The organism is Streptomyces sp. NPDC026246 (assembly GCF_055567995.1).
This window is the reverse complement of record NZ_JBVHPJ010000003.1, coordinates 596,783-613,666: the sequence shown is the minus strand read 5'-3', so window position 1 is coordinate 613,666 and position 16,884 is coordinate 596,783. Positions and strand designations below refer to the sequence as shown.

Below are 16,884 nucleotides of genomic sequence, written 5' to 3'. Positions count from 1 at the left end.
CTGGACGCATGCTGCAGAACGTGGCCGTCGCCCTGCTCGACGGTGTGAACCCCTTCGAACTCGGCGTGGTGTGCGAGGTCTTCGGCACCGACCGCAGTGACGACGGACTGCCGGTGTACGACTTCGCCGTCGCCTCGGCCGAGGGCCCGTCCCTGCGCACGAACACGGGCTTCTCGCTCCAGGTCGAGCACGGCCTGGAACGGCTGGAGACGGCGGACCTCATCGCCGTCCCGGCCGGGGACGACTACTCCACGCGCACCTTCCCGCCGGAGCTGCTGGACGCCCTGCGCCGCGGCGTCGACCGCGGCGCCCGGGTGCTCAGCGTCTGCTCCGGCGTCTTCGTGCTGGCCGCCGCCGGGCTGCTGGACGACCGCCGCTGCACGGTGCACTGGAAGCACGCGCGGGACCTCGCCCGGCGCTATCCCCGGGTGGTCGTCGAGCCGGACGTGCTCTACGTCGACGAGGACCCGGTCATCACCTCCGCCGGCACGGCCGCCGGCATCGACGCCTGCCTGCACCTGGTCCGCAGGGAGCAGGGCACCGAGGTCGCCAACAAGATCGCCCGGCGGATGGTGGTGCCGCCGCACCGGGACGGCGGCCAGGCCCAGTACATCGAGCGTCCGCTGCCGCACTCCGAGGCCGATTCGATCGGGGAGGTGCTGGCCTGGATGGAGCGGCACCTCGACGAGGAGGTCACCGTCGAGCAGCTCGCCGCCCGGGCCCTGATGTCCCCGCGCACGTTCGCCCGCCGCTTCCACCAGGAGACGGGCACCACGCCCTACCGCTGGGTCCTGCGGCAGCGCGTGCTGCAGGCCCAGCGGCTGCTGGAGGCGACGGACGAGACGATGGACGCGATCGCCGGCCGGACGGGGTTCGGCAACGCGGCGACGCTGCGCCACCACTTCGTCCGGGCCGTCGGGACCACCCCGAACGCCTACCGGCGCACGTTCAGGGGCCCCGAGGCGGCCTGACCGCCGGCCCGGCGGTCACCTCGCCACCGGCCGCACCTTCAGCTCGTGCGGCCGCAGGGTGATGCCGATCCGAGGGCTGTCCTTCGAGCCGGCCACCTGCTCGAAGCGGTACTTCGCGGCCAGCGCCGCCGTCACCAGGGTCAGCTGGGCCATCGAGAAGTGGTCGCTCGGGCACTTGCGGTTGCCCACGCTGAACGGGCTCATGGCGTGCTTCGGGACGTCCTTCGCCCGTTCCGGGAGCCAGCGGTCGGGGTCGAACTCCAGATTCCGCTCATAGGACTTCGCATCGCGCTGGATCGCGTAGGGACTGTAGATGATGTCCGCCCCGGCCGGAATGCGGTATTCGCCGAGCTTTGTGTCCCGTACCGCCCGGCGGGTCAGAATCCAGACGGCCGGGCTCACACGCATGGACTCGACCACGACATTGTTGGTGTGCCGCAACGCCCGGACGTCGGCGAATGCCACGGGCCTGCCGCCGGTGACCTCCTGCACTTCGTCGTGCACCCGGTCCGCGTGTTCCGGATGTTCCGCGAGGACATGCAGGAGCCACATGATCGTGGAGGCGATGGTTTCACTGCCCGGGGTGAGGATCGCCACGACCTGATCATGGATCTCCTGTTCCCCGATGGGGTCGCCATTCTCGTCCTTCGCCTCCAGCAATGCCGTCAGCAAATCGTCCGGCTTTTGACCGCTTGCGCGGCGCTCGGTGACGATCTCGTCGACCAGGAGATGCAAATCGGCCAAGGCGCGGTTGAATTCGCGGTTGGCCGGGAGGGGCAGCCGGTAGAGCGGTCCGAGCGGAATGACCATCCGCCGGTACATGCCGCGGAAGACGGTGGCGAGGGCGACGCACAGCCGCTCCGCCCGCTCGTCCATGTAGTCGCCGCGCAGCAGGCAGCGGGCCGCGATGCGCACGGCCACCCGGAAGGACTCCGAGGTGCAGTCGACGGTCTCCCCGGACCTCCAGCGCTCGGTGAGGGCGTGCGCCTCCTCCTCCATGATCGGCCCGTAGGCGGGTATCGCGTCGAGCCGGAAGGCGGGCTGGATCGTGCGCCGCTGGCGGCGGTGGAGCGGGCCGTTCGCCGTGGCCACGCCCTCCTTGCCGAGCAGACCCTCCAGGGACTCCCACAGCGGTCCGGCGATGATGAAGTCGTTGCTCAGCGCGAGGGCGCCGGTCAGGTCCGGGGTGGTCACGGCGTAGAGGGTCTTCGGGCCGAGCTTGAGGCGGACCACGTCGCCGTGCTCGCGCAGCCGGCACATGAACCCCAGCGGGTCGCGCGCCAGCCGCCAGCCGTGGCCGAGGACGGGGACACCGCCGCCCGCCCGGGGCGGCTCGTGCGGCTCCGCTGCCACAGCGGTGTCCGGCTTGACGGACTCGACGGTCATTTCTCACCTGCCGCTTCGTTGTTGACGTACGGGGGCGTCGACCGGTCGTCCCAGCTGTCGACCATGTACCGGCCGGACTCGTGGTGGAACCAGTAGACGGAACTGAACCAGTTCCGCATATTGCTCAGACAGACCCGCACGGCGGCGCTCAATTCCTTTCCGTGCACGGTCCCGTCGTCGAGACCTTCGGCGAACCGCAAGGCCTCCCTTTCGGCGTCGATGAATTCGGTGATGCATTCCTCGACGCGCCGGCGAACTTCTCCCACGGCCTGTTCGAGGGTCAGCCCCTCATGGGTGATGAGACTGATTCCGAGATTGTGCACCTCATCACCCGCGAGTTCCTTCGGCAGCGAGCAGAGGTCGTTGTACCAGGCGGCGAATTCCTGGCTCAGCAGCGCCGCCCGCCGAAAGTCCGGAAAAGCGCGCACGGCGTCGGGGAGTTCACATCCCGCGGCCGGCTCCAGCAGGTCGGTCCATATCCAGTGCGCGAACGTGAGCCGGCGCAGCCGCAGGTACTCCTCGACCGTGGGCACGATGCCGTGGGTGCGGTTGTGGAACTCGCGGTCGTACGCGTCGATCACCGCGTGGAAGTGCCGGGCGAACCGGAGGTTCCATGTCCGGGGCAGGAACCCGTACAGCCGGTGCACGCCGTCCGCGAACCCGGCGACCAGTGGGTCCTCGTGGTGCAGGTGCTCCCCGGGGGAGTCGAGCGCCTCGTGCAGGCGGTCCTTGAGCTCCCGCCAGGCGTCCGGACGGCCGTGCACGATGTCGCGGTCGTGCCGGTCGTCCCAGACGAAGAACCAGGCGCTGTAGTCCGCGATCGCCTGCATGACCTCGTCGGGTGCGCCGAGGTAGTACCCCGCCATGAGGTCGGTGTAGCACAGGCCGTCGGCATATTCCTCCACCTTGTCCGCGGGCATGAGCCGCTTTTCGAGCAGCCAGGCCCGGGTCTTCTCCTGGCACTTGGGCCAATACGGGTGGAGTCGCCGTGGAAACGACTCCTCGATCACCGGGAGCGAGAGCGACGGTGGAACTGCGGTCCTGGCCGGTGTCGCTGTGGTGCCGTGTGACAAAGCGTGCACGAACTAACCCCTCTCAGCCGCCGGTTGGCGCGGGCGCCCCTCCCTTCGTGCCGGGCGTGCGCCGTTGCATACCCCGCTCATCCCATTCAGCACTACAACTGACCGTTCTGGGAACGTATTTGCTTCATTCACTACCCCACAGTGCCGGGATCCTCCCGTTAGGTGACGGGTACCGGATCGACGGGCGAGCAGAAGCGATCGAACGTGCGACGGACAGGCGAACGACACAGACGAACGGCGCCTGTTCGAGGCGGTGCACCCGAACAGACGCCGTGCGCCTGGTGAAGCAGAGGTCTCAGTCGTTGGCCACCACGGGGTAGCGGGGCTCGTTCTCGGCCATCTGCCGCAGCGCGTCCTTGCGCTCCCGCTTGGAGAGCCGGTCGATGTACAGGTAGCCGTAGAGGTGATCGGTCTCGTGCTGCAAACACCGTGCGAAGTATCCGGTGCCCCGCACCTTGACCGGGTTGCCCTTCTCGTCCTGCCCGGTCACCTCGGCGTAGTCGGGCCGGGCCAGCGGGGCGTACGCGGTGGGCACCGACAGGCAGCCCTCGTTGCTGTCGTCCAGCCGGCGCCGGTCGGCGGGCAGTTCGACGAGCTTGGGGTTGCAGATCACGCCCACGTGCCGGACGCCCTCGTCGTCCGGGCAGTCGTAGACGAAGACCTTCGCGTCGACACCGATCTGGTTGGCGGCCAGGCCCACGCCCTCGGCGGTGCGCTGGCTGGCGAACATGTCGGCCACGAGCTGCTGGAGCTCCTCGCCGAACTCCGTGACGTCCTTGCACTCCTTGTGCAGCACCGGGTTGCCGACGACCGTGATCGGCCGCGAGGTCCCCCGCTCACGCCAGGCGGCCTCGCGCTCCTCGCAGTCCTCCGTGTCGATCACGTACCCCTCGCCGTCGACGGGGAGCACGCCCTCGTGCTGCTGATCGGTGTCCTGCTGAGCCATGACGTTACGTACGCCTTCCTGAACAAATTCAAGGGATGCTGATACAGGGTACGGGGATGGCGCCCCCCGAGGGGCGCGGGGAACCGCGCGAGCGGCCACGACGCAGCCGCACCGGACAACGGCGCTAACACACCTCTTCCAGATCCCGCCAGTCCCGGGAATCCGGGCTGTCGGCCACCCACCCGTCCAGAAGCCCCCGGACCAGCGAAGCCGGCGCAGCCAGCCCGCACTCCCGCTCGGGAACCCACAGCTGCCCGTCCGTCCGGTGCCCCAGCGGCCCGGGATGCCCCGGCTCGCTGTGGTCGTGCGGGTCCAGGTGCTCGCCGTCGCCCTCGTCGGACGGCATCCGCGACTCCGAGCACATCCGGCACAGCAGCCGCACCGAGGAGGACCAGTCCTCCGCGGCGAACCCCGCGTCACCGGCGAGCTGCTCCAGCGCGTCCCGGTCCGACTCGGTCGCCGCCTCCAGCAGCACCACCCAGGTCGGCACGGGCGACGGCGCCCACAGCTCGATCTCGTCGAACACCGGGTAGGTGTGCCCGGCGGCCGTGGTGCGCTCGCCGTGCGGCACGCCGTCGTGCAGGACGACCTCGCCCCAGCGCCGCCCGGACGACGGCAGCGGGATGGACAGCACCTCGATCCGCGCGGGATCCAGCCGCCGCCCCCACACGACCTCGGCCTCACCCTCCGGGGACAGCCGTACGGCGGCGCTGCCGAGGTCCATGCCGACGGGCTCACCGGGGTCGTTGGCCGGGCCCGGCGTGCGCAGCCCGTACGCCTGCCAGGCGCGCCGGGCCAGCGGCCAGTCCTGCAGGGCCGTCGCGGCGATGCCGACGTTCCACCAGTCGGGCGCGCCGGCGTCCCGGTCCAGCAGGGCCACCGCCCGGAGGCCCGCCGCCCGCGCCTGCTCCCAGTCGTGCCGGAACTTGTGCAGCAGCGCGAGGTTGAACCAGGACTCGGAAAGCCAGGGCTCCAGATCGGCGGCACGTGTCAGCAGTGCGCCCGCGTCCTCGTACCGGCCGTCGCCGATGAGTGTGAACGCCCGGTCCGTGGCCTGCCGCCAGGAGGCGGAGGGCCGGTGCCGTCCCTTGCCGAAGATCCTCACGATTCCCGCCTGCCAGTTCCGTGCGGTGGGCTGGCCGTAGCTGTGTTTCGAGCCCCCGGACACCTTCTCCTTCGCATCCAACCACGTACGCCCTCGGGGGCGCTCATTACCCATGGGTTACCCAGCCACGGGCAGCGTCAGACTGCTCCTTGCCAGTACACGGGCCAGTGATTCCACCACCTCCGGCGCATACGTCCCGGCGGTGGCGAGCCGGAGTTCCTCCAGCGCCGTCAGCGGCCCGCCGGGCCCTCCTTCCCGGGACTTCTCCTCGTACGCGTTCACGGCCCGGACGATTCGCGCGGCGAGCGGCTGCTCCGGGTAGGGGTCGGCCTGCCGCTCCACGACCACGGCGACCGCCTCGTCGACCCCGGTCTGCCGGACGACGGCCGCGCCGAGCAGCGCGATGCGCCGCTGCTCGGCGGCGGGCAGCGCGGCGGTGGCACCGGCGGGCACGGGGTCGACGAGACTCAGCTGGCCGATGTCGTGCATGAGCGCCGCGTACTCCAGCACGGCCAGTTCGGGCTCGGTGAGGCCCAGGTCACGGCCGACGGCCTGGCTCACCGCGGCGACGCGGCGGGCGTGCCCGGCGGGGGTGCAGCCGGCGACCTCGGTGGCCCGGGCGAGGGAGGCGATGGTCTGCCGGTAGGTCGCCCGGACGGCCGCGTACCGCCGGAAGGACATCTGCGCGAGCAGCAGCGGCACGGAGAACACGGGCAGCCCCCACAGGCCCACGACGGCCACCGCCAGGGCCATCACCGCCCCGGTCGCGATGACCGCGGTGCCGATGCCGTGCGCGGCCCGCAGCTCGTCGCGCAGCACCGGTCCGAAGGGCCAGCCGGTACGCAGGTGGGCCAGGGCGGCGGCGAGCAGCGCGTCGCACAGCGCGGTCAGGGACAGCAGCGCGAGCAGCAGCAGCGCGTAGGCGGGACCGCCCCAGTCCTCGAACGTGCCCCGGTTGTACGGGGGCTGGAAGCAGACGGCGACGAACCCGACGGTGAGCACGCGCCGGGAGAGGTGGTCGAGGGTGGGGCCTTCGCCCCGTGCGACGTGCGGCACGCTGCCGAGCAGCGAGGCGGCCAGCACGACGGCGAGGACCTGGGCGAGGCCGTGGTGGGTGGGGTGCCCGCCGGCCTCGCCGAGCAGCGCGTAGGACAGGGCTCCGGCGGCGCCCAGCGGGGCCGGTTCCCGGACGTGTGCGTCGTTGCGCCGGGCGAGTTCGCCGACGGCGACGAGGACGCCGAAGGCCAGGGCGACGCGGCGTTCCTCCAGACCGTCGTAGAGGGTGACGGCGAGGGAGCCGGCGGCGAGGAGGCCGGCGCAGGTGTGCACGAGGGCGAGGAGCAGCGGCTGCCGCCGCGGGCTCACCGGTGGGCTCCGGGCCGGCCGGTGACGGGGGTGCCCGGCGGGGGCACGCGGGGAGTCCTGGTGCGGTCGCGGACCTCCTCGTCCCCGGCGGTGACGGCGGGGCGCCACCCCGCCCGCCCCACGGCCTCGACCAGGGCCGCCACCATCGCCGGGTCGAACTGGCTGCCGGCGCACCGCTCCAGCTCCGCCAGGGCCACCGGAACCGGCCGGGCCCTGCTGTAGCTGCGGGTGGAGGTCATGGCGTCGAAGGCGTCGGCGACCGCCACCACCCGGGCGGACTCGGGGATCTGGCGGCCCGTCAGTCCGTAGGGGTAGCCGCTGCCGTCCAGCCGTTCGTGGTGGTGCAGCACCGCCGCGCGGGCCTCCCCGAGGAATCCGATGCCGCGCACCATCTCGTGCCCGTACTCGGGGTGCAGCTCGATCACCCGCCGTTCCTCGGGCGTCAGCGGCCCGTCCTTGCGGAGCAGCCGGGTGGGCACGCCGAGCTTGCCGACGTCGTGCAGGATCCCGGCGAAGCGCAGCACCTCGACGCGCTCGTCGTCCATGCCCAGCTGGCGGGCGATCATCATGGAGGCGTGCCCGACGCGCTCGCTGTGCCCGCGCGTGTAACCGTCCTTGATGTCGACGGCCTGCACCAGCGCCCGGATGGTCGCCTGGTGGGCGCCCCGTTCGCGGTGGTACTGCGCGAAGGCCCACCACGAGACGCACATCGGCAGCAGGACCAGCAGCGCCGCCACGGGGCCGTAGGGGCTGCGCCACAGGACGGCCATCATCAGTCCGGCCAGGCCGTGCACGGCGATCGGGGCGAGCGAGCGGGCCACCAGGCCGCGCCAGGCCCGCCGCGCCGGGACCCGCTCGGCCACGGCCAGGATCCCGCCGTCGAGCAGCGCGAGCACCAGGCAGAACGCCAGCACCGCCGCTCCGGCGGGGCCGAGGGCGTAGGGGACGTCGCCGTCGGCGACCGCGTCCCGGCCGCCGAGGAGGCGGTGCACCTCGGCCGCGGCCCACACGCCGAGGACCAGTTGCGCGGCCCGCCAGATCCGCCGCACCGCCACGGGCCGGTGCTCGACGTGGGACAGCAGCGCGCCCGGCACGGCCACCAGGGCCGCTACGGGCGCGGGCAGCAGGAAGGCACCGGCGAGGAGCACGGGGTAGAAGGTTCCGGCCGGCTGGGAGATCCCCGCGAACCGGGACCGGGCGGCACGCTCGCAGCCCGCGTACAGCAGGGCGAGCAGCAGGGCCGCCCACCAGGGCGCTCGCGCGCCCGGCAGGGGCAGCAGGCAGAGCAGGGCGGCGCCGACGACACAGGCGACGTACGCACGTACCCGTGCCGGTACCGCTTTCATGAGCCCCTCCCCGGCCATGTCCGTCAGGCCCGGAGCCTAGGACGGCGGGAGGGGTTGGCGGGCGGACGGCCCGCGCATTCGCACGTTCGAGTGACGCGTTCGAGGTCGACCGGGAAGGTCAGGACTCGCGCGGTGTGGCGGGCGAGGCCGTGACGTCCTGCTCGGGGACCGTCTGGCCGGAGCGGATCAGCTCGATCCGCCCCATGACCTTGTCGCGCAGGTCACCGGGGACGTCGTCGTGCCCGCAGCACCGCTTGACCAGCTTCTTGACGGCCTGCTCGAGCCCGTACTTCTCGAGGCAGGGCGAGCACTCCTCGAAGTGGTGCTCGAACTTCACGCAGTCCGAGTCCGGCATCTCACGGTCGAGGAACTCGTAGAGATGATCGAGGATTTCGCTGCAATCCGTCTCGTGCGGCTCTCCGCAGCTCATGACCCCGAGCCTTTCGCTTCGTTCGACTCTCCGGCGCCGGCCGGGACCATCCCGCGGTCGCGGGCGTAGTCCTGCAGCATGCCGCGCAGCTGACGGCGGCCCCGGTGCAGCCGGGACATCACCGTACCGATGGGTGTCCCCATGATGTCGGCGATCTCCTTGTAGGCAAAGCCCTCGACATCCGCCAGGTAGACGGCGATGCGGAACTCCTCGGGGATCGCCTGGAGTGCTTCCTTCACGTCCGAGTCGGGCAGGTGGTCCAGCGCCTGCGACTCGGCGGAGCGCAGACCGGTCGACATGTGCGACTCGGCACGGGCCAGCTGCCAGTCCTCGATCTCCTCGGCCGCCGAGCGCTGCGGTTCACGCTGCTTCTTGCGGTACGAGTTGATGAAGGTGTTGGTGAGGATCCGGTACAGCCACGCCTTGAGGTTGGTGCCCTCACGGAACTGGTGGAAGGACGCGTACGCCTTGGCGTACGTCTCCTGCACCAGGTCCTCCGCGTCGGCCGGGTTGCGTGTCATGCGCAGCGCGGCCGAGTACATCTGGTCGAGGAACTCGAGCGCGTCCCGCTCGAAGCGCGCGCTGCGCTCGGTCGCGGTCTCCGTGCTCGTGCCGCCCTGGCCCTCGGGCTGCTCCGCCTGGCCGTTGTCGGTCCCTGCGTCGGTCCCAGTGACCGGACCCACCTCCTCGAATGCTCTCGTGAGACCGAGGCCGGTCCCACCCGAATCGGAGGATAGACGACGATCCGGTCCGCCCGCCGCCCGAACAGGGGCGGTCTTGGCCGCGTGCAGCACCGTCCAGTCCAGGTCGGCGCGGCTGCTGCGGGTCGGGCAGATGGTCGAACCCATGCGGCGGACTCCCTTTCCTACGGCGTCGGTGCTGGTCTCCAGCACGTACGCACCGCACAACAGCGACCGCCGCCCCGGCATTCCCGAAGCTTTACCCGAGTGACCCGGTCCACCGCGCGACCGCGCCGGTGATGACCTCCACGGCCTCCTCCTGCGAGATCTCCGCACGTTTGGGCACGGCGAACCCGTGATCCCCGTACGGAACCTCCACGAGCCGGTACGGCCCTTCGGGGAACTCCTCGGGCCTGCCGAAGGGGTCGTTGCCGCCCTGCACGACCAGGGTGGGCACGCCGGCGCCCAGCAGTTCGGCGGCGCGGGACCTGTCCGGCTTGCCGGGCGGGTGGAGGGGGAAGCTCAGCGCGAGCACGGCGTGCGCGCCCAGCTCGGCGGCGGTGCGGCAGGCCACCCGGGCCCCGGCACTGCGGCCGCCCGCGACGACCGGCAGCCCCGGTGCGGTCAGGGCGGGCCACAGCCCCCGCCAGCCCGTGTCGAGGGTCTTGGGGGCGGGTGCCAGCTTCCGGCCCGCCACCCGCCAGGGCTGCTCGACCCGGGCGACGGTCACGCCGTGGTCGGGCAGGACGGCGGCCAGGGCCGTCAGGTCGCGGGCCTCGATGCCGCCGCCGGCGCCGTGGCTCACGGCCAGCACGAGCCGGGGCCGCGGGGCCCGGTGCCAGGTGATCCGCGCGGTTCCGGCCTCGGTCTCGACGGCCTCGGTCTCGACGGGCCCGGGCTCGGCGGTACCGGGCCCGGCAGTACCCGGCTCGGCGGTACCGGGCTCGGCGCTCTTAGTGGCCGGGGCGGCCGCCTTCTTTCGTTGCGTCACGTCAGAAGAGTGTGCCCTCCTCGGGCCCCTCCAGCTCCTTCAGCAGCTCCGGCCCGTTGTTGCGGACGTTGCTGACGGCGGTGGCGACGGGGTAGGCGCGCATCAGCCCGGCGGGCGGCGGCGCGAGCAGGTCGCGCAGTGCGCCGGGGTCGGTGCGGGCGGGGTCCAGCCAGGCGTCCCAGCGGTCCGGGGTCAGCATCAGCGGCATCCGGGGGTGGATGTCGGCCAGCGCCCGCGGCCCCTCCGCGGGGGCCACCGCGAGGGGGCTCGTCTCGGCCTCGGTGGTGATCACCGAGCACGTCACCCACCAGGCGAGCGGGTGGTCGTCGGGCAGGGTCCTGTCCCGCCAGAACTCGTAGAGGCCGGCCATGGCGAAGACCGACCCGTCCGCCGGGGTCACGAAGTAGGGCTGCTTGCGGGGCCGCTTCCTGCGCCCCTCGACCTCCAGCTCGCGCTCCTCGGTGCCGGTGACCCACTCGTAGTAGCCGTCGGCGGGCAGGATGCAGCGCCGGGAGGTGAAGGCGCGGCGGTAGGAGGGCTTCTCGTGCACGGTCTCGGCACGGGCGTTGATCATCCGGGCGCCGCCCTCGGGGGTCTTCGCCCAGGACGGGACCAGCCCCCACTTCAGCCGGCGCAGCTGCCGCACCGGCCGCGGGTCGTCGGCGTCCTTCAGGGGGCGGTCCAGGACGACGTGGACCTCCTTGGTGGGCGCCACGTTGTAGTCGGGCCCGAGGCTCTCCTCGGGCTCCCACTTCTCGATCCCGAAGACCGCCGCGAGATCCTCCGCACTGCGGCTGGCCGCATACCGTCCGCACATGTGTCCTGCCCCTCCGACCTGCGCACACGCCAGAACCCGTCCGGGCCGGCACCGGCCCGGACGGGTCCCAGGGTCGCAGAGGCCGGAACGGTCGCCGCCTCCAGGGCGTCTTTCGGTACCGTCCGCGCAGACGTGCCACACTGCCAGCCCCGCGCGACCCGGAGGAGCCCCCCGCCGACATGGACCACATAGCATCCGCCTCGCTCGCCTCCCTCTGGGACGAGGTGGCCGGCACCCAGCCCGAGCCCGACCTGTGGGTGGTGATCGCGACCCTGGCCGCCGCGCTGGCCGTGGTCGTCCCGCACGTCCTGTGGCGCGTCGCCCGCAACGCCATCACCATCGCCCACGAGGGCGGTCACGGGCTCGTGGCCCTGCTCACCGGCCGTACGCTGACCGGCATCCGGCTGCACTCGGACACCAGCGGCCTGACGGTCAGCCGGGGCAAGCCGCACGGCATCGGCATGATCCTCACGGCCGCCGCCGGCTACACGGCCCCGCCCCTGCTGGGGCTCGGCGGCGCCGCCCTGCTGGGAGCCGGCCGCATCACACTCCTGCTGTGGCTGGCGACGGCCCTGCTGCTCGCGATGCTCGTGATGATCCGCAACGCCTACGGCGCCCTGACCATGCTCGTCACCGGCGGGCTGTTCGTGGTGGTGTCGTGGCTGGCCGGACCGCAGGTGCAGGCGGCGTTCGCGTACGCGGTGGTGTGGTTCCTGCTGGTCGGCGGGGTGCGGCCGGCCTTCGAGCTCCAGGCCAAGCGGTCGCGGGGCGGGGCCGGGGACTCGGACGCGGACCAGTTGTCCCGCCTGACGCACGTACCGGCGGGCCTGTGGTTCTTCCTGTTCCACGCGGTGTCGCTGTGTTCGCTGCTCGGCGGCGGCCGCTGGCTGCTCGGTCTGTGACGGACCCCCGGGCGCACGCCCGCCCGGTCCGCACGCCGACCGGGGCGCGAGGGCGGGGCCGAGGCGCCGTCGGGCTCCACAGGGCGGAGCCCGAGGTGCCGTCCGGCCCCGCAGGGCGAGCCCGAGGTGCCGTCCGGCTCCGCCGTGCGGGCGCTGCGGCCCGACGGCGCGGCGTCCGTGGCACGGCCTGCCGATAAAGTGAGGGCATGGCCCCGAACACCGCAGAAGCCGCCCTCTGGCCCGCCCCGCACGCGAGCGGAGCCGTCGACGCGACGGTCCACGTGCCGGGGTCCAAGTCCGTCACCAACCGTGCCCTGGTCCTGGCCTCCCTCGCCTCCGAGCCGGGCTGGCTGCGCCGCCCGCTGCGTTCCCGCGACACGCTGCTGATGGCCGGCGCGCTGCGCGCGCTGGGTGTCGAGATCGAGGAGGGCGTGGGCCCCGACGGCACGGGCGAGGCCTGGCGCGTGCTGCCGACGGGTCTGCGCGGCCCGGCCACGGTCGACGTCGGCAACGCCGGCACGGTGATGCGGTTCCTGCCGCCGGTCGCCGCGCTGGCCGACGGCCCCGTCCGCTTCGACGGCGACCCCCGCTCCTACGAGCGTCCCCTGCACGGCGTGATCGACGCCCTGCGCGCGCTGGGCGCCCGCATCGACGACGACGGCCGGGGCGCCCTGCCGATGACGGTGCACGGCGGCGGCGCCCTGGACGGCGGCCCGGTGTCGATCGACGCGTCCTCCTCGTCTCAGTTCGTCAGCGCCCTGCTGCTGTCCGCCCCGCGCTTCAACCAGGGCGTCGAGGTCCGCCACACGGGCGACACGCTGCCCTCCCTGCCGCACATCCGCATGACCGTCGACATGCTGCGCGCGGTCGGCGCCCAGGTCGACACGCCCGAGTCGGGCGGTGAGCCGAACGTCTGGCGGGTGACGCCGGGCGCCCTGCTCGGCAGCGACCTGGTGATCGAGCCGGACCTGTCCAACGCCCAGCCGTTCCTGGCGGCGGCCCTGGTCACCGGCGGCAAGGTCGTCGTCCCGGACTGGCCGGCCCGCACCACCCAGCCCGGTGACAGGCTGCGCGAGATCTTCACCGAGATGGGCGGCTCCTGCGAACTGACCGAGTACGGGCTGGTGTTCACCGGCTCCGGATCGGTCCACGGCATCGACGTCGACCTGAGCGAGGTCGGCGAGCTGACCCCGGGCATCGCGGCCGTCGCGGCCCTCGCCGACTCCCCGTCGACCCTGCGCGGCGTCGCCCACCTGCGCCTGCACGAGACGGACCGGCTGGCCGCGCTCACCAAGGAGATCAACGAACTCGGCGGTGACGTCACGGAGACCGCCGACGGCCTGCACATCCGGCCGCGCCGGCTGCACGGCGGCATCTTCCACACCTACGACGACCACCGCATGGCCACGGCCGGCGCGATCATCGGCCTCGCGGTCGAGGGCGTGCAGATCGAGAACGTGGCGACGACGGCCAAGACCCTGCCCGACTTCCCCGACCTGTGGACCGGGATGCTCGGGGCGTAGGACGCGGGGAACAGGTCATGCGCCGCTACGGCAAGCACACCGACGAGGACGACATCCGCACCCGTCCGGGCCGCCGCAACACCCGGCCCCGGACGAACATCCGCCCCAAGCACGAGGACGCCGCCGAGGGCCTGGTGCTGACCGTCGACCGGGGGCGCCTGACGTGCCTGGTCGAGGACCGCGTAGTCCTGGCGATGAAGGCACGCGAACTGGGCCGCAAGGCCGCGGTCGTGGGAGACCGGGTGGCCCTGGTGGGCGACCTGTCCGGGAAGAAGGACACGCTCGCGCGGATCGTGCGCATCGCGGAGCGCACCTCGGTACTGCGCCGCACGGCCGACGACGACGATCCGTACGAGCGGGTGGTCGTGGCCAACGCCGATCAGCTGGCGGTCGTCACCGCCCTGGCCGACCCCGAGCCCCGCCCCCGGCTGATCGACCGCTGCCTGGTCGCGGCCTACGACGGCGGCCTCGAACCGCTGCTGGTCCTCACCAAGTCCGACCTCGCCCCGCCCGAGAAGCTGCTGGAGCTGTACGGCGACCTCGACATCCCCTACGTGGTCACCAGCCGCGCGGAACTGGACAGCGGTGTGGCCGTGGCCCGGGTGCGCGAGCAACTCGACGGCAGGATCACCGCTTTCGTCGGCCACTCCGGCGTCGGCAAGACGACCCTGGTCAACGCGCTGGTGCCGGAGGACCGGCGCCGGTCGACCGGGCATGTGAACGCGGTGACGGGCCGCGGCCGGCACACCACCACCTCGGCGCTTGCGCTGCCGCTGTCCGGCGGTGACGGCTGGGTGATCGACACCCCCGGTGTGCGGTCCTTCGGGCTCAACCACGTCGACCCGTCCCGGGTCATCCACGCCTTCCCCGACCTGGAGCCGGGCACCGAGGGCTGTCCGCGGGCGTGCAGCCACGACGAGCCGGACTGCGCGCTGGACGCCTGGGTGGCCGAGGGGCACGCCGATCCGGCCCGGCTGTACTCACTGCGGCGGCTGCTGGCCACCCGGGAGCGAACCGAAGAGGACTGACCTCCGCGTTGTTTGTCCTGGCCCGCGGACGGTAAGTGCATAATCGCACCGAGCCGAATGCAAGCCTGGCCAAAACTCGACGGACCCGGACGTAGCGGTCACCGGACGTGGGAAACGGGAGGACACCTCATGGCGTGGCTGCTGGTCATCGTGGCAGGGCTGCTGGAGACCGGCTTCGCCGTGTGCCTGAAGCTCTCCCACGGATTCACCCGGCTCTGGCCGACGATCGCGTTCTGCGCCTTCGCCCTCGGCAGTTTCGGCTTGCTGACGCTGGCGCTGAAGAGGCTCGACGTGGGCCCCGCGTACGCGGTGTGGACCGGCATCGGCGCGGCGGGCACCGCGATCTACGGCATGGTCTTCCTGGGCGACCTGGTGTCGACGCTGAAGATCGTGTCGATCAGCTTCGTCATCATCGGCGTGATCGGGCTGCAGTTGTCGGGGTCGGCACACTGACGGCACGTCAAATGCTGCCATCGGGGCCGCCGCCGGGACCGCCGCGGGGTCAGCCGGGTTGCCGGTGGAGGGCTCCGCGGACCAGGTCGGCGACCCCGCCGCCGGCCGGTGGCGCGGCCACGCAGGACAGGGCGAGCCGGACGGCGAGTTCACAGGTGCGGGCCAGCTCGGCGGTCTCGGACCGGGGCGCGCCCGAACCGGTCAGGGCCGTGACGGCCCGGTCGCGGACCAGGGCGACGAAGTCCGCCGGCGAGGGCAGCGGGCCGTCGGCGCGCCGCTGGGCCGGCACGGCGGAGCCGGACGGTACGGCGGTCAGGACCGGCGAGGGCAGGCGTTCGCCCCAGCAGCCGGTGAGCATGGCGCGGACCAGGGCGTTGTCGCGGGCGGCCGAGGCGGTCCACTCCGCGGTGGCGGTGATGCGCTCCCGGGGGTCGGTGTGCGCGGCGAGCGCCCGGTCGACGCCCGCCAGATATCCGTCGGCCTCTCTGCGCACCAGGGCCCGGGCCAGGCCGTCCTTGCTGCCGAACTCGTTGTACAGCGTCTGCCGGGACACCCCCGCCGCCGCGGCCACGTCCACCATCCGCACGGTGGACCAGGGCCGGCGCGCCAGCGCCGTGTAGGCGGCGTCCAGTAGAGATTCCCGCGCTGCAGGCATCTTCGCCTCCCCTTGGGGCGAGCGGCTCTGCGCCCAGGTTTGACGCGCACGCGACCACTGTCAAGGGTTCACGAACGTGCGCGGGGGGCGCGTTCCGGCCGCTGTACGCGGGGGCTTCACCCGGCGCACCCGCGCCCGCACCCGCACCCGCGCACCGCCGGCCGCACCCCGGGTGCCACCACGGCCCGTGGCACCGGTCCACCGTGCCCGCCGGGTCGCGCAGGCGCGTCACACGACCGCTCCCCCACCCTCACGATCCCCCGGTGGCCCCACCCCCACCTCGGCCGATAGGTTCGTCGCATGCCCGACTACCTCGACGACCTGCGTCTCGCACACGTCCTCGCCGACGCCGCCGACGCCGCGACGACGGACCGCTTCAAGGCCCTCGACCTCAAGGTCGAGACCAAACCGGACATGACCCCGGTCAGCGAGGCGGACAAGGCCGCAGAGGAGCTCATTCGCGGCCAGCTCCAGCGCGCCCGGCCCAGAGACGCGATCCTCGGCGAGGAGTACGGAGTCGAGGGAACCGGCCCGCGCCGCTGGGTGATCGACCCGATCGACGGCACGAAGAACTATGTGCGGGGCGTGCCCGTGTGGGCCACGCTCATCTCCCTGATGGAAGCCGGCGAGGGCGGGTTCCAGCCCGTCGTGGGTGTCGTCTCCGCCCCGGCCCTGGGGCGCCGCTGGTGGGCGGCGAAGGGCCACGGCGCGTTCACCGGCCGCAGCCTCACCAAGGCGTCGCGGCTGCAGGTCTCGCGCGTCTCGCAACTCTCCGACGCCTCCTTCGCGTACTCCTCGCTCAGCGGCTGGGAGGAGCAGGGCCGTCTCGACGGTTTCCTCGACCTGACCCGCGCGGTCTGGCGCACGCGCGCGTACGGCGACTTCTGGCCGTACATGATGGTCGCGGAGGGCTCGGTCGACATGTGCGCCGAACCGGAGCTGTCCCTGTGGGACATGGCCGCCACGGCGATCATCGTCACGGAGGCCGGCGGCACCTTCACCGGACTGGACTCCCGCCCGGGCCCGCACAGCGGCAACGCGGCCGCGTCGAACGGCCTGCTCCACGACGAACTGCTGGGGTATCTCAACCAGCGCTACTGAGCGCCCTGTTGTTACGAGCGCCCCCTTGTTTGACCGTCCCTTTGCCTGCCACTCTGAGAGTCCCCGGGCTTGTGAACTTGTGAAATCATGAACAAGCTGCGGG

At 72.5% G+C, this 16,884-nt stretch carries 17 protein-coding genes; 6 read left to right on the top strand and 11 right to left on the bottom strand.

Annotation, left to right across the window (positions count from 1 at the left end; all coding sequences use genetic code 11):
* The first annotated feature begins 8 nt into the window (after nt 1-8).
* Nucleotides 9-971, top strand: coding sequence for a GlxA family transcriptional regulator (locus ACZ4M5_RS10985; protein ID WP_467735226.1), 963 nt, complete (start codon nt 9-11; stop codon nt 969-971).
* A 15-nt stretch (nt 972-986) separates the two neighbouring features.
* Here the strand turns inward: ACZ4M5_RS10985 and ACZ4M5_RS10980 are convergent, their stop codons facing one another.
* From ACZ4M5_RS10980 to ACZ4M5_RS10935, 10 genes are all read right to left on the bottom strand, one after another.
* The gene (locus ACZ4M5_RS10980; protein ID WP_467735224.1) at nt 987-2,357 is read right to left on the bottom strand and encodes a bifunctional albaflavenone monooxygenase/terpene synthase; all 1,371 of its coding nucleotides are present in this window, start codon (nt 2,355-2,357) and stop codon (nt 987-989) included.
* A complete protein-coding gene (gene cyc1, locus ACZ4M5_RS10975; RefSeq protein WP_467735222.1) occupies nt 2,354-3,439 on the bottom strand; it encodes an epi-isozizaene synthase in 1,086 nt (361 codons plus the stop codon). The genes ACZ4M5_RS10980 and cyc1 overlap by 4 nt, the downstream gene beginning before the upstream one ends.
* 295 nt (nt 3,440-3,734) lie before the next feature.
* The gene (gene def / locus ACZ4M5_RS10970; protein ID WP_398106630.1) at nt 3,735-4,385 is read right to left on the bottom strand and encodes a peptide deformylase; all 651 of its coding nucleotides are present in this window, start codon (nt 4,383-4,385) and stop codon (nt 3,735-3,737) included.
* 124 nt (nt 4,386-4,509) lie between these two features.
* Nucleotides 4,510-5,490, bottom strand: a complete 981-nt coding sequence (locus tag ACZ4M5_RS10965; protein ID WP_398106631.1) for a tetratricopeptide repeat protein — start codon at nt 5,488-5,490, stop codon at nt 4,510-4,512.
* A 117-nt stretch (nt 5,491-5,607) separates the two neighbouring features.
* The gene (locus tag ACZ4M5_RS10960) at nt 5,608-6,855 is read right to left on the bottom strand and encodes an HD domain-containing protein (protein WP_467735220.1); all 1,248 of its coding nucleotides are present in this window, start codon (nt 6,853-6,855) and stop codon (nt 5,608-5,610) included.
* On the bottom strand, nt 6,852-8,201 hold the full coding sequence (locus tag ACZ4M5_RS10955; protein WP_467735218.1) for an HD-GYP domain-containing protein: 1,350 nt from the start codon (nt 8,199-8,201) through the stop codon (nt 6,852-6,854). The genes ACZ4M5_RS10960 and ACZ4M5_RS10955 overlap by 4 nt, the downstream gene beginning before the upstream one ends.
* A 118-nt stretch (nt 8,202-8,319) precedes the next feature.
* Nucleotides 8,320-8,631: a mycothiol system anti-sigma-R factor gene (gene rsrA / locus ACZ4M5_RS10950; RefSeq protein ID WP_352098347.1), complete on the bottom strand. Its 312-nt coding sequence runs from the start codon at nt 8,629-8,631 to the stop codon at nt 8,320-8,322.
* Nucleotides 8,628-9,314: an RNA polymerase sigma factor SigR gene (gene sigR, locus ACZ4M5_RS10945; RefSeq protein ID WP_369193783.1), complete on the bottom strand. Its 687-nt coding sequence runs from the start codon at nt 9,312-9,314 to the stop codon at nt 8,628-8,630. The genes rsrA and sigR overlap by 4 nt, the downstream gene beginning before the upstream one ends.
* 256 nt (nt 9,315-9,570) lie before the next feature.
* Entirely contained in the window at nt 9,571-10,158 is a 588-nt protein-coding gene (locus tag ACZ4M5_RS10940) for an alpha/beta hydrolase family protein (protein WP_467735569.1), read from the bottom strand.
* 145 nt (nt 10,159-10,303) lie between these two features.
* Entirely contained in the window at nt 10,304-11,119 is an 816-nt protein-coding gene (locus ACZ4M5_RS10935; RefSeq protein WP_467735215.1) for an SOS response-associated peptidase, read from the bottom strand.
* A gap of 179 nt (nt 11,120-11,298) precedes the next feature.
* Here ACZ4M5_RS10935 and ACZ4M5_RS10930 point away from each other — a divergent pair, with 179 nt between their 5' ends.
* The 4 genes from ACZ4M5_RS10930 to ACZ4M5_RS10915 all read left to right on the top strand — a co-directional run bounded on the left by ACZ4M5_RS10930 (nt 11,299) and on the right by ACZ4M5_RS10915 (nt 15,025).
* Nucleotides 11,299-12,021 carry a M50 family metallopeptidase gene (locus ACZ4M5_RS10930; protein WP_467735213.1) on the top strand — a complete coding sequence of 241 codons (723 nt, stop codon included), beginning with the start codon at nt 11,299-11,301 and terminating at the stop codon, nt 12,019-12,021.
* A gap of 206 nt (nt 12,022-12,227) precedes the next feature.
* Nucleotides 12,228-13,544, top strand: a complete 1,317-nt coding sequence (aroA, locus tag ACZ4M5_RS10925) for a 3-phosphoshikimate 1-carboxyvinyltransferase (protein ID WP_467735211.1) — start codon at nt 12,228-12,230, stop codon at nt 13,542-13,544.
* Between the two features lie 17 nt (nt 13,545-13,561).
* The gene (gene rsgA, locus ACZ4M5_RS10920; RefSeq protein ID WP_467735209.1) at nt 13,562-14,572 is read left to right on the top strand and encodes a ribosome small subunit-dependent GTPase A; all 1,011 of its coding nucleotides are present in this window, start codon (nt 13,562-13,564) and stop codon (nt 14,570-14,572) included.
* 129 nt (nt 14,573-14,701) lie between these two features.
* Entirely contained in the window at nt 14,702-15,025 is a 324-nt protein-coding gene (locus ACZ4M5_RS10915) for a DMT family transporter (RefSeq protein WP_369193789.1), read from the top strand.
* Between the two features lie 49 nt (nt 15,026-15,074).
* Here the strand turns inward: ACZ4M5_RS10915 and ACZ4M5_RS10910 are convergent, their stop codons facing one another.
* Nucleotides 15,075-15,680 carry a TetR/AcrR family transcriptional regulator gene (locus ACZ4M5_RS10910; protein WP_467735206.1) on the bottom strand — a complete coding sequence of 202 codons (606 nt, stop codon included), beginning with the start codon at nt 15,678-15,680 and terminating at the stop codon, nt 15,075-15,077.
* Between the two features lie 300 nt (nt 15,681-15,980).
* Here ACZ4M5_RS10910 and hisN point away from each other — a divergent pair, with 300 nt between their 5' ends.
* Nucleotides 15,981-16,781 (top strand): histidinol-phosphatase, encoded by an 801-nt coding sequence (hisN, locus tag ACZ4M5_RS10905; protein ID WP_467735204.1) that lies wholly within the window; start codon nt 15,981-15,983, stop codon nt 16,779-16,781.
* Nucleotides 16,782-16,884 lie beyond the last annotated feature (103 nt).

Coding starts and splice junctions, on each gene's coding strand:
- ACZ4M5_RS10985 (WP_467735226.1), top strand. CDS start 9: ATGCTGCAGAACGTGGCCGTCGCCCTGCTCGACGGTGTGAACCCCTTC.
- ACZ4M5_RS10980 (WP_467735224.1), bottom strand. CDS start 2,357: ATGACCGTCGAGTCCGTCAAGCCGGACACCGCTGTGGCAGCGGAGCCG.
- ACZ4M5_RS10955 (WP_467735218.1), bottom strand. CDS start 8,201: ATGAAAGCGGTACCGGCACGGGTACGTGCGTACGTCGCCTGTGTCGTC.
- rsrA (WP_352098347.1), bottom strand. CDS start 8,631: ATGAGCTGCGGAGAGCCGCACGAGACGGATTGCAGCGAAATCCTCGAT.
- ACZ4M5_RS10910 (WP_467735206.1), bottom strand. CDS start 15,680: ATGCCTGCAGCGCGGGAATCTCTACTGGACGCCGCCTACACGGCGCTG.
- def (WP_398106630.1), bottom strand. CDS start 4,385: ATGGCTCAGCAGGACACCGATCAGCAGCACGAGGGCGTGCTCCCCGTC.
- ACZ4M5_RS10930 (WP_467735213.1), top strand. CDS start 11,299: ATGGACCACATAGCATCCGCCTCGCTCGCCTCCCTCTGGGACGAGGTG.
- ACZ4M5_RS10915 (WP_369193789.1), top strand. CDS start 14,702: ATGGCGTGGCTGCTGGTCATCGTGGCAGGGCTGCTGGAGACCGGCTTC.
- ACZ4M5_RS10935 (WP_467735215.1), bottom strand. CDS start 11,119: ATGTGCGGACGGTATGCGGCCAGCCGCAGTGCGGAGGATCTCGCGGCG.
- aroA (WP_467735211.1), top strand. CDS start 12,228: ATGGCCCCGAACACCGCAGAAGCCGCCCTCTGGCCCGCCCCGCACGCG.
- rsgA (WP_467735209.1), top strand. CDS start 13,562: ATGCGCCGCTACGGCAAGCACACCGACGAGGACGACATCCGCACCCGT.
- hisN (WP_467735204.1), top strand. CDS start 15,981: ATGCCCGACTACCTCGACGACCTGCGTCTCGCACACGTCCTCGCCGAC.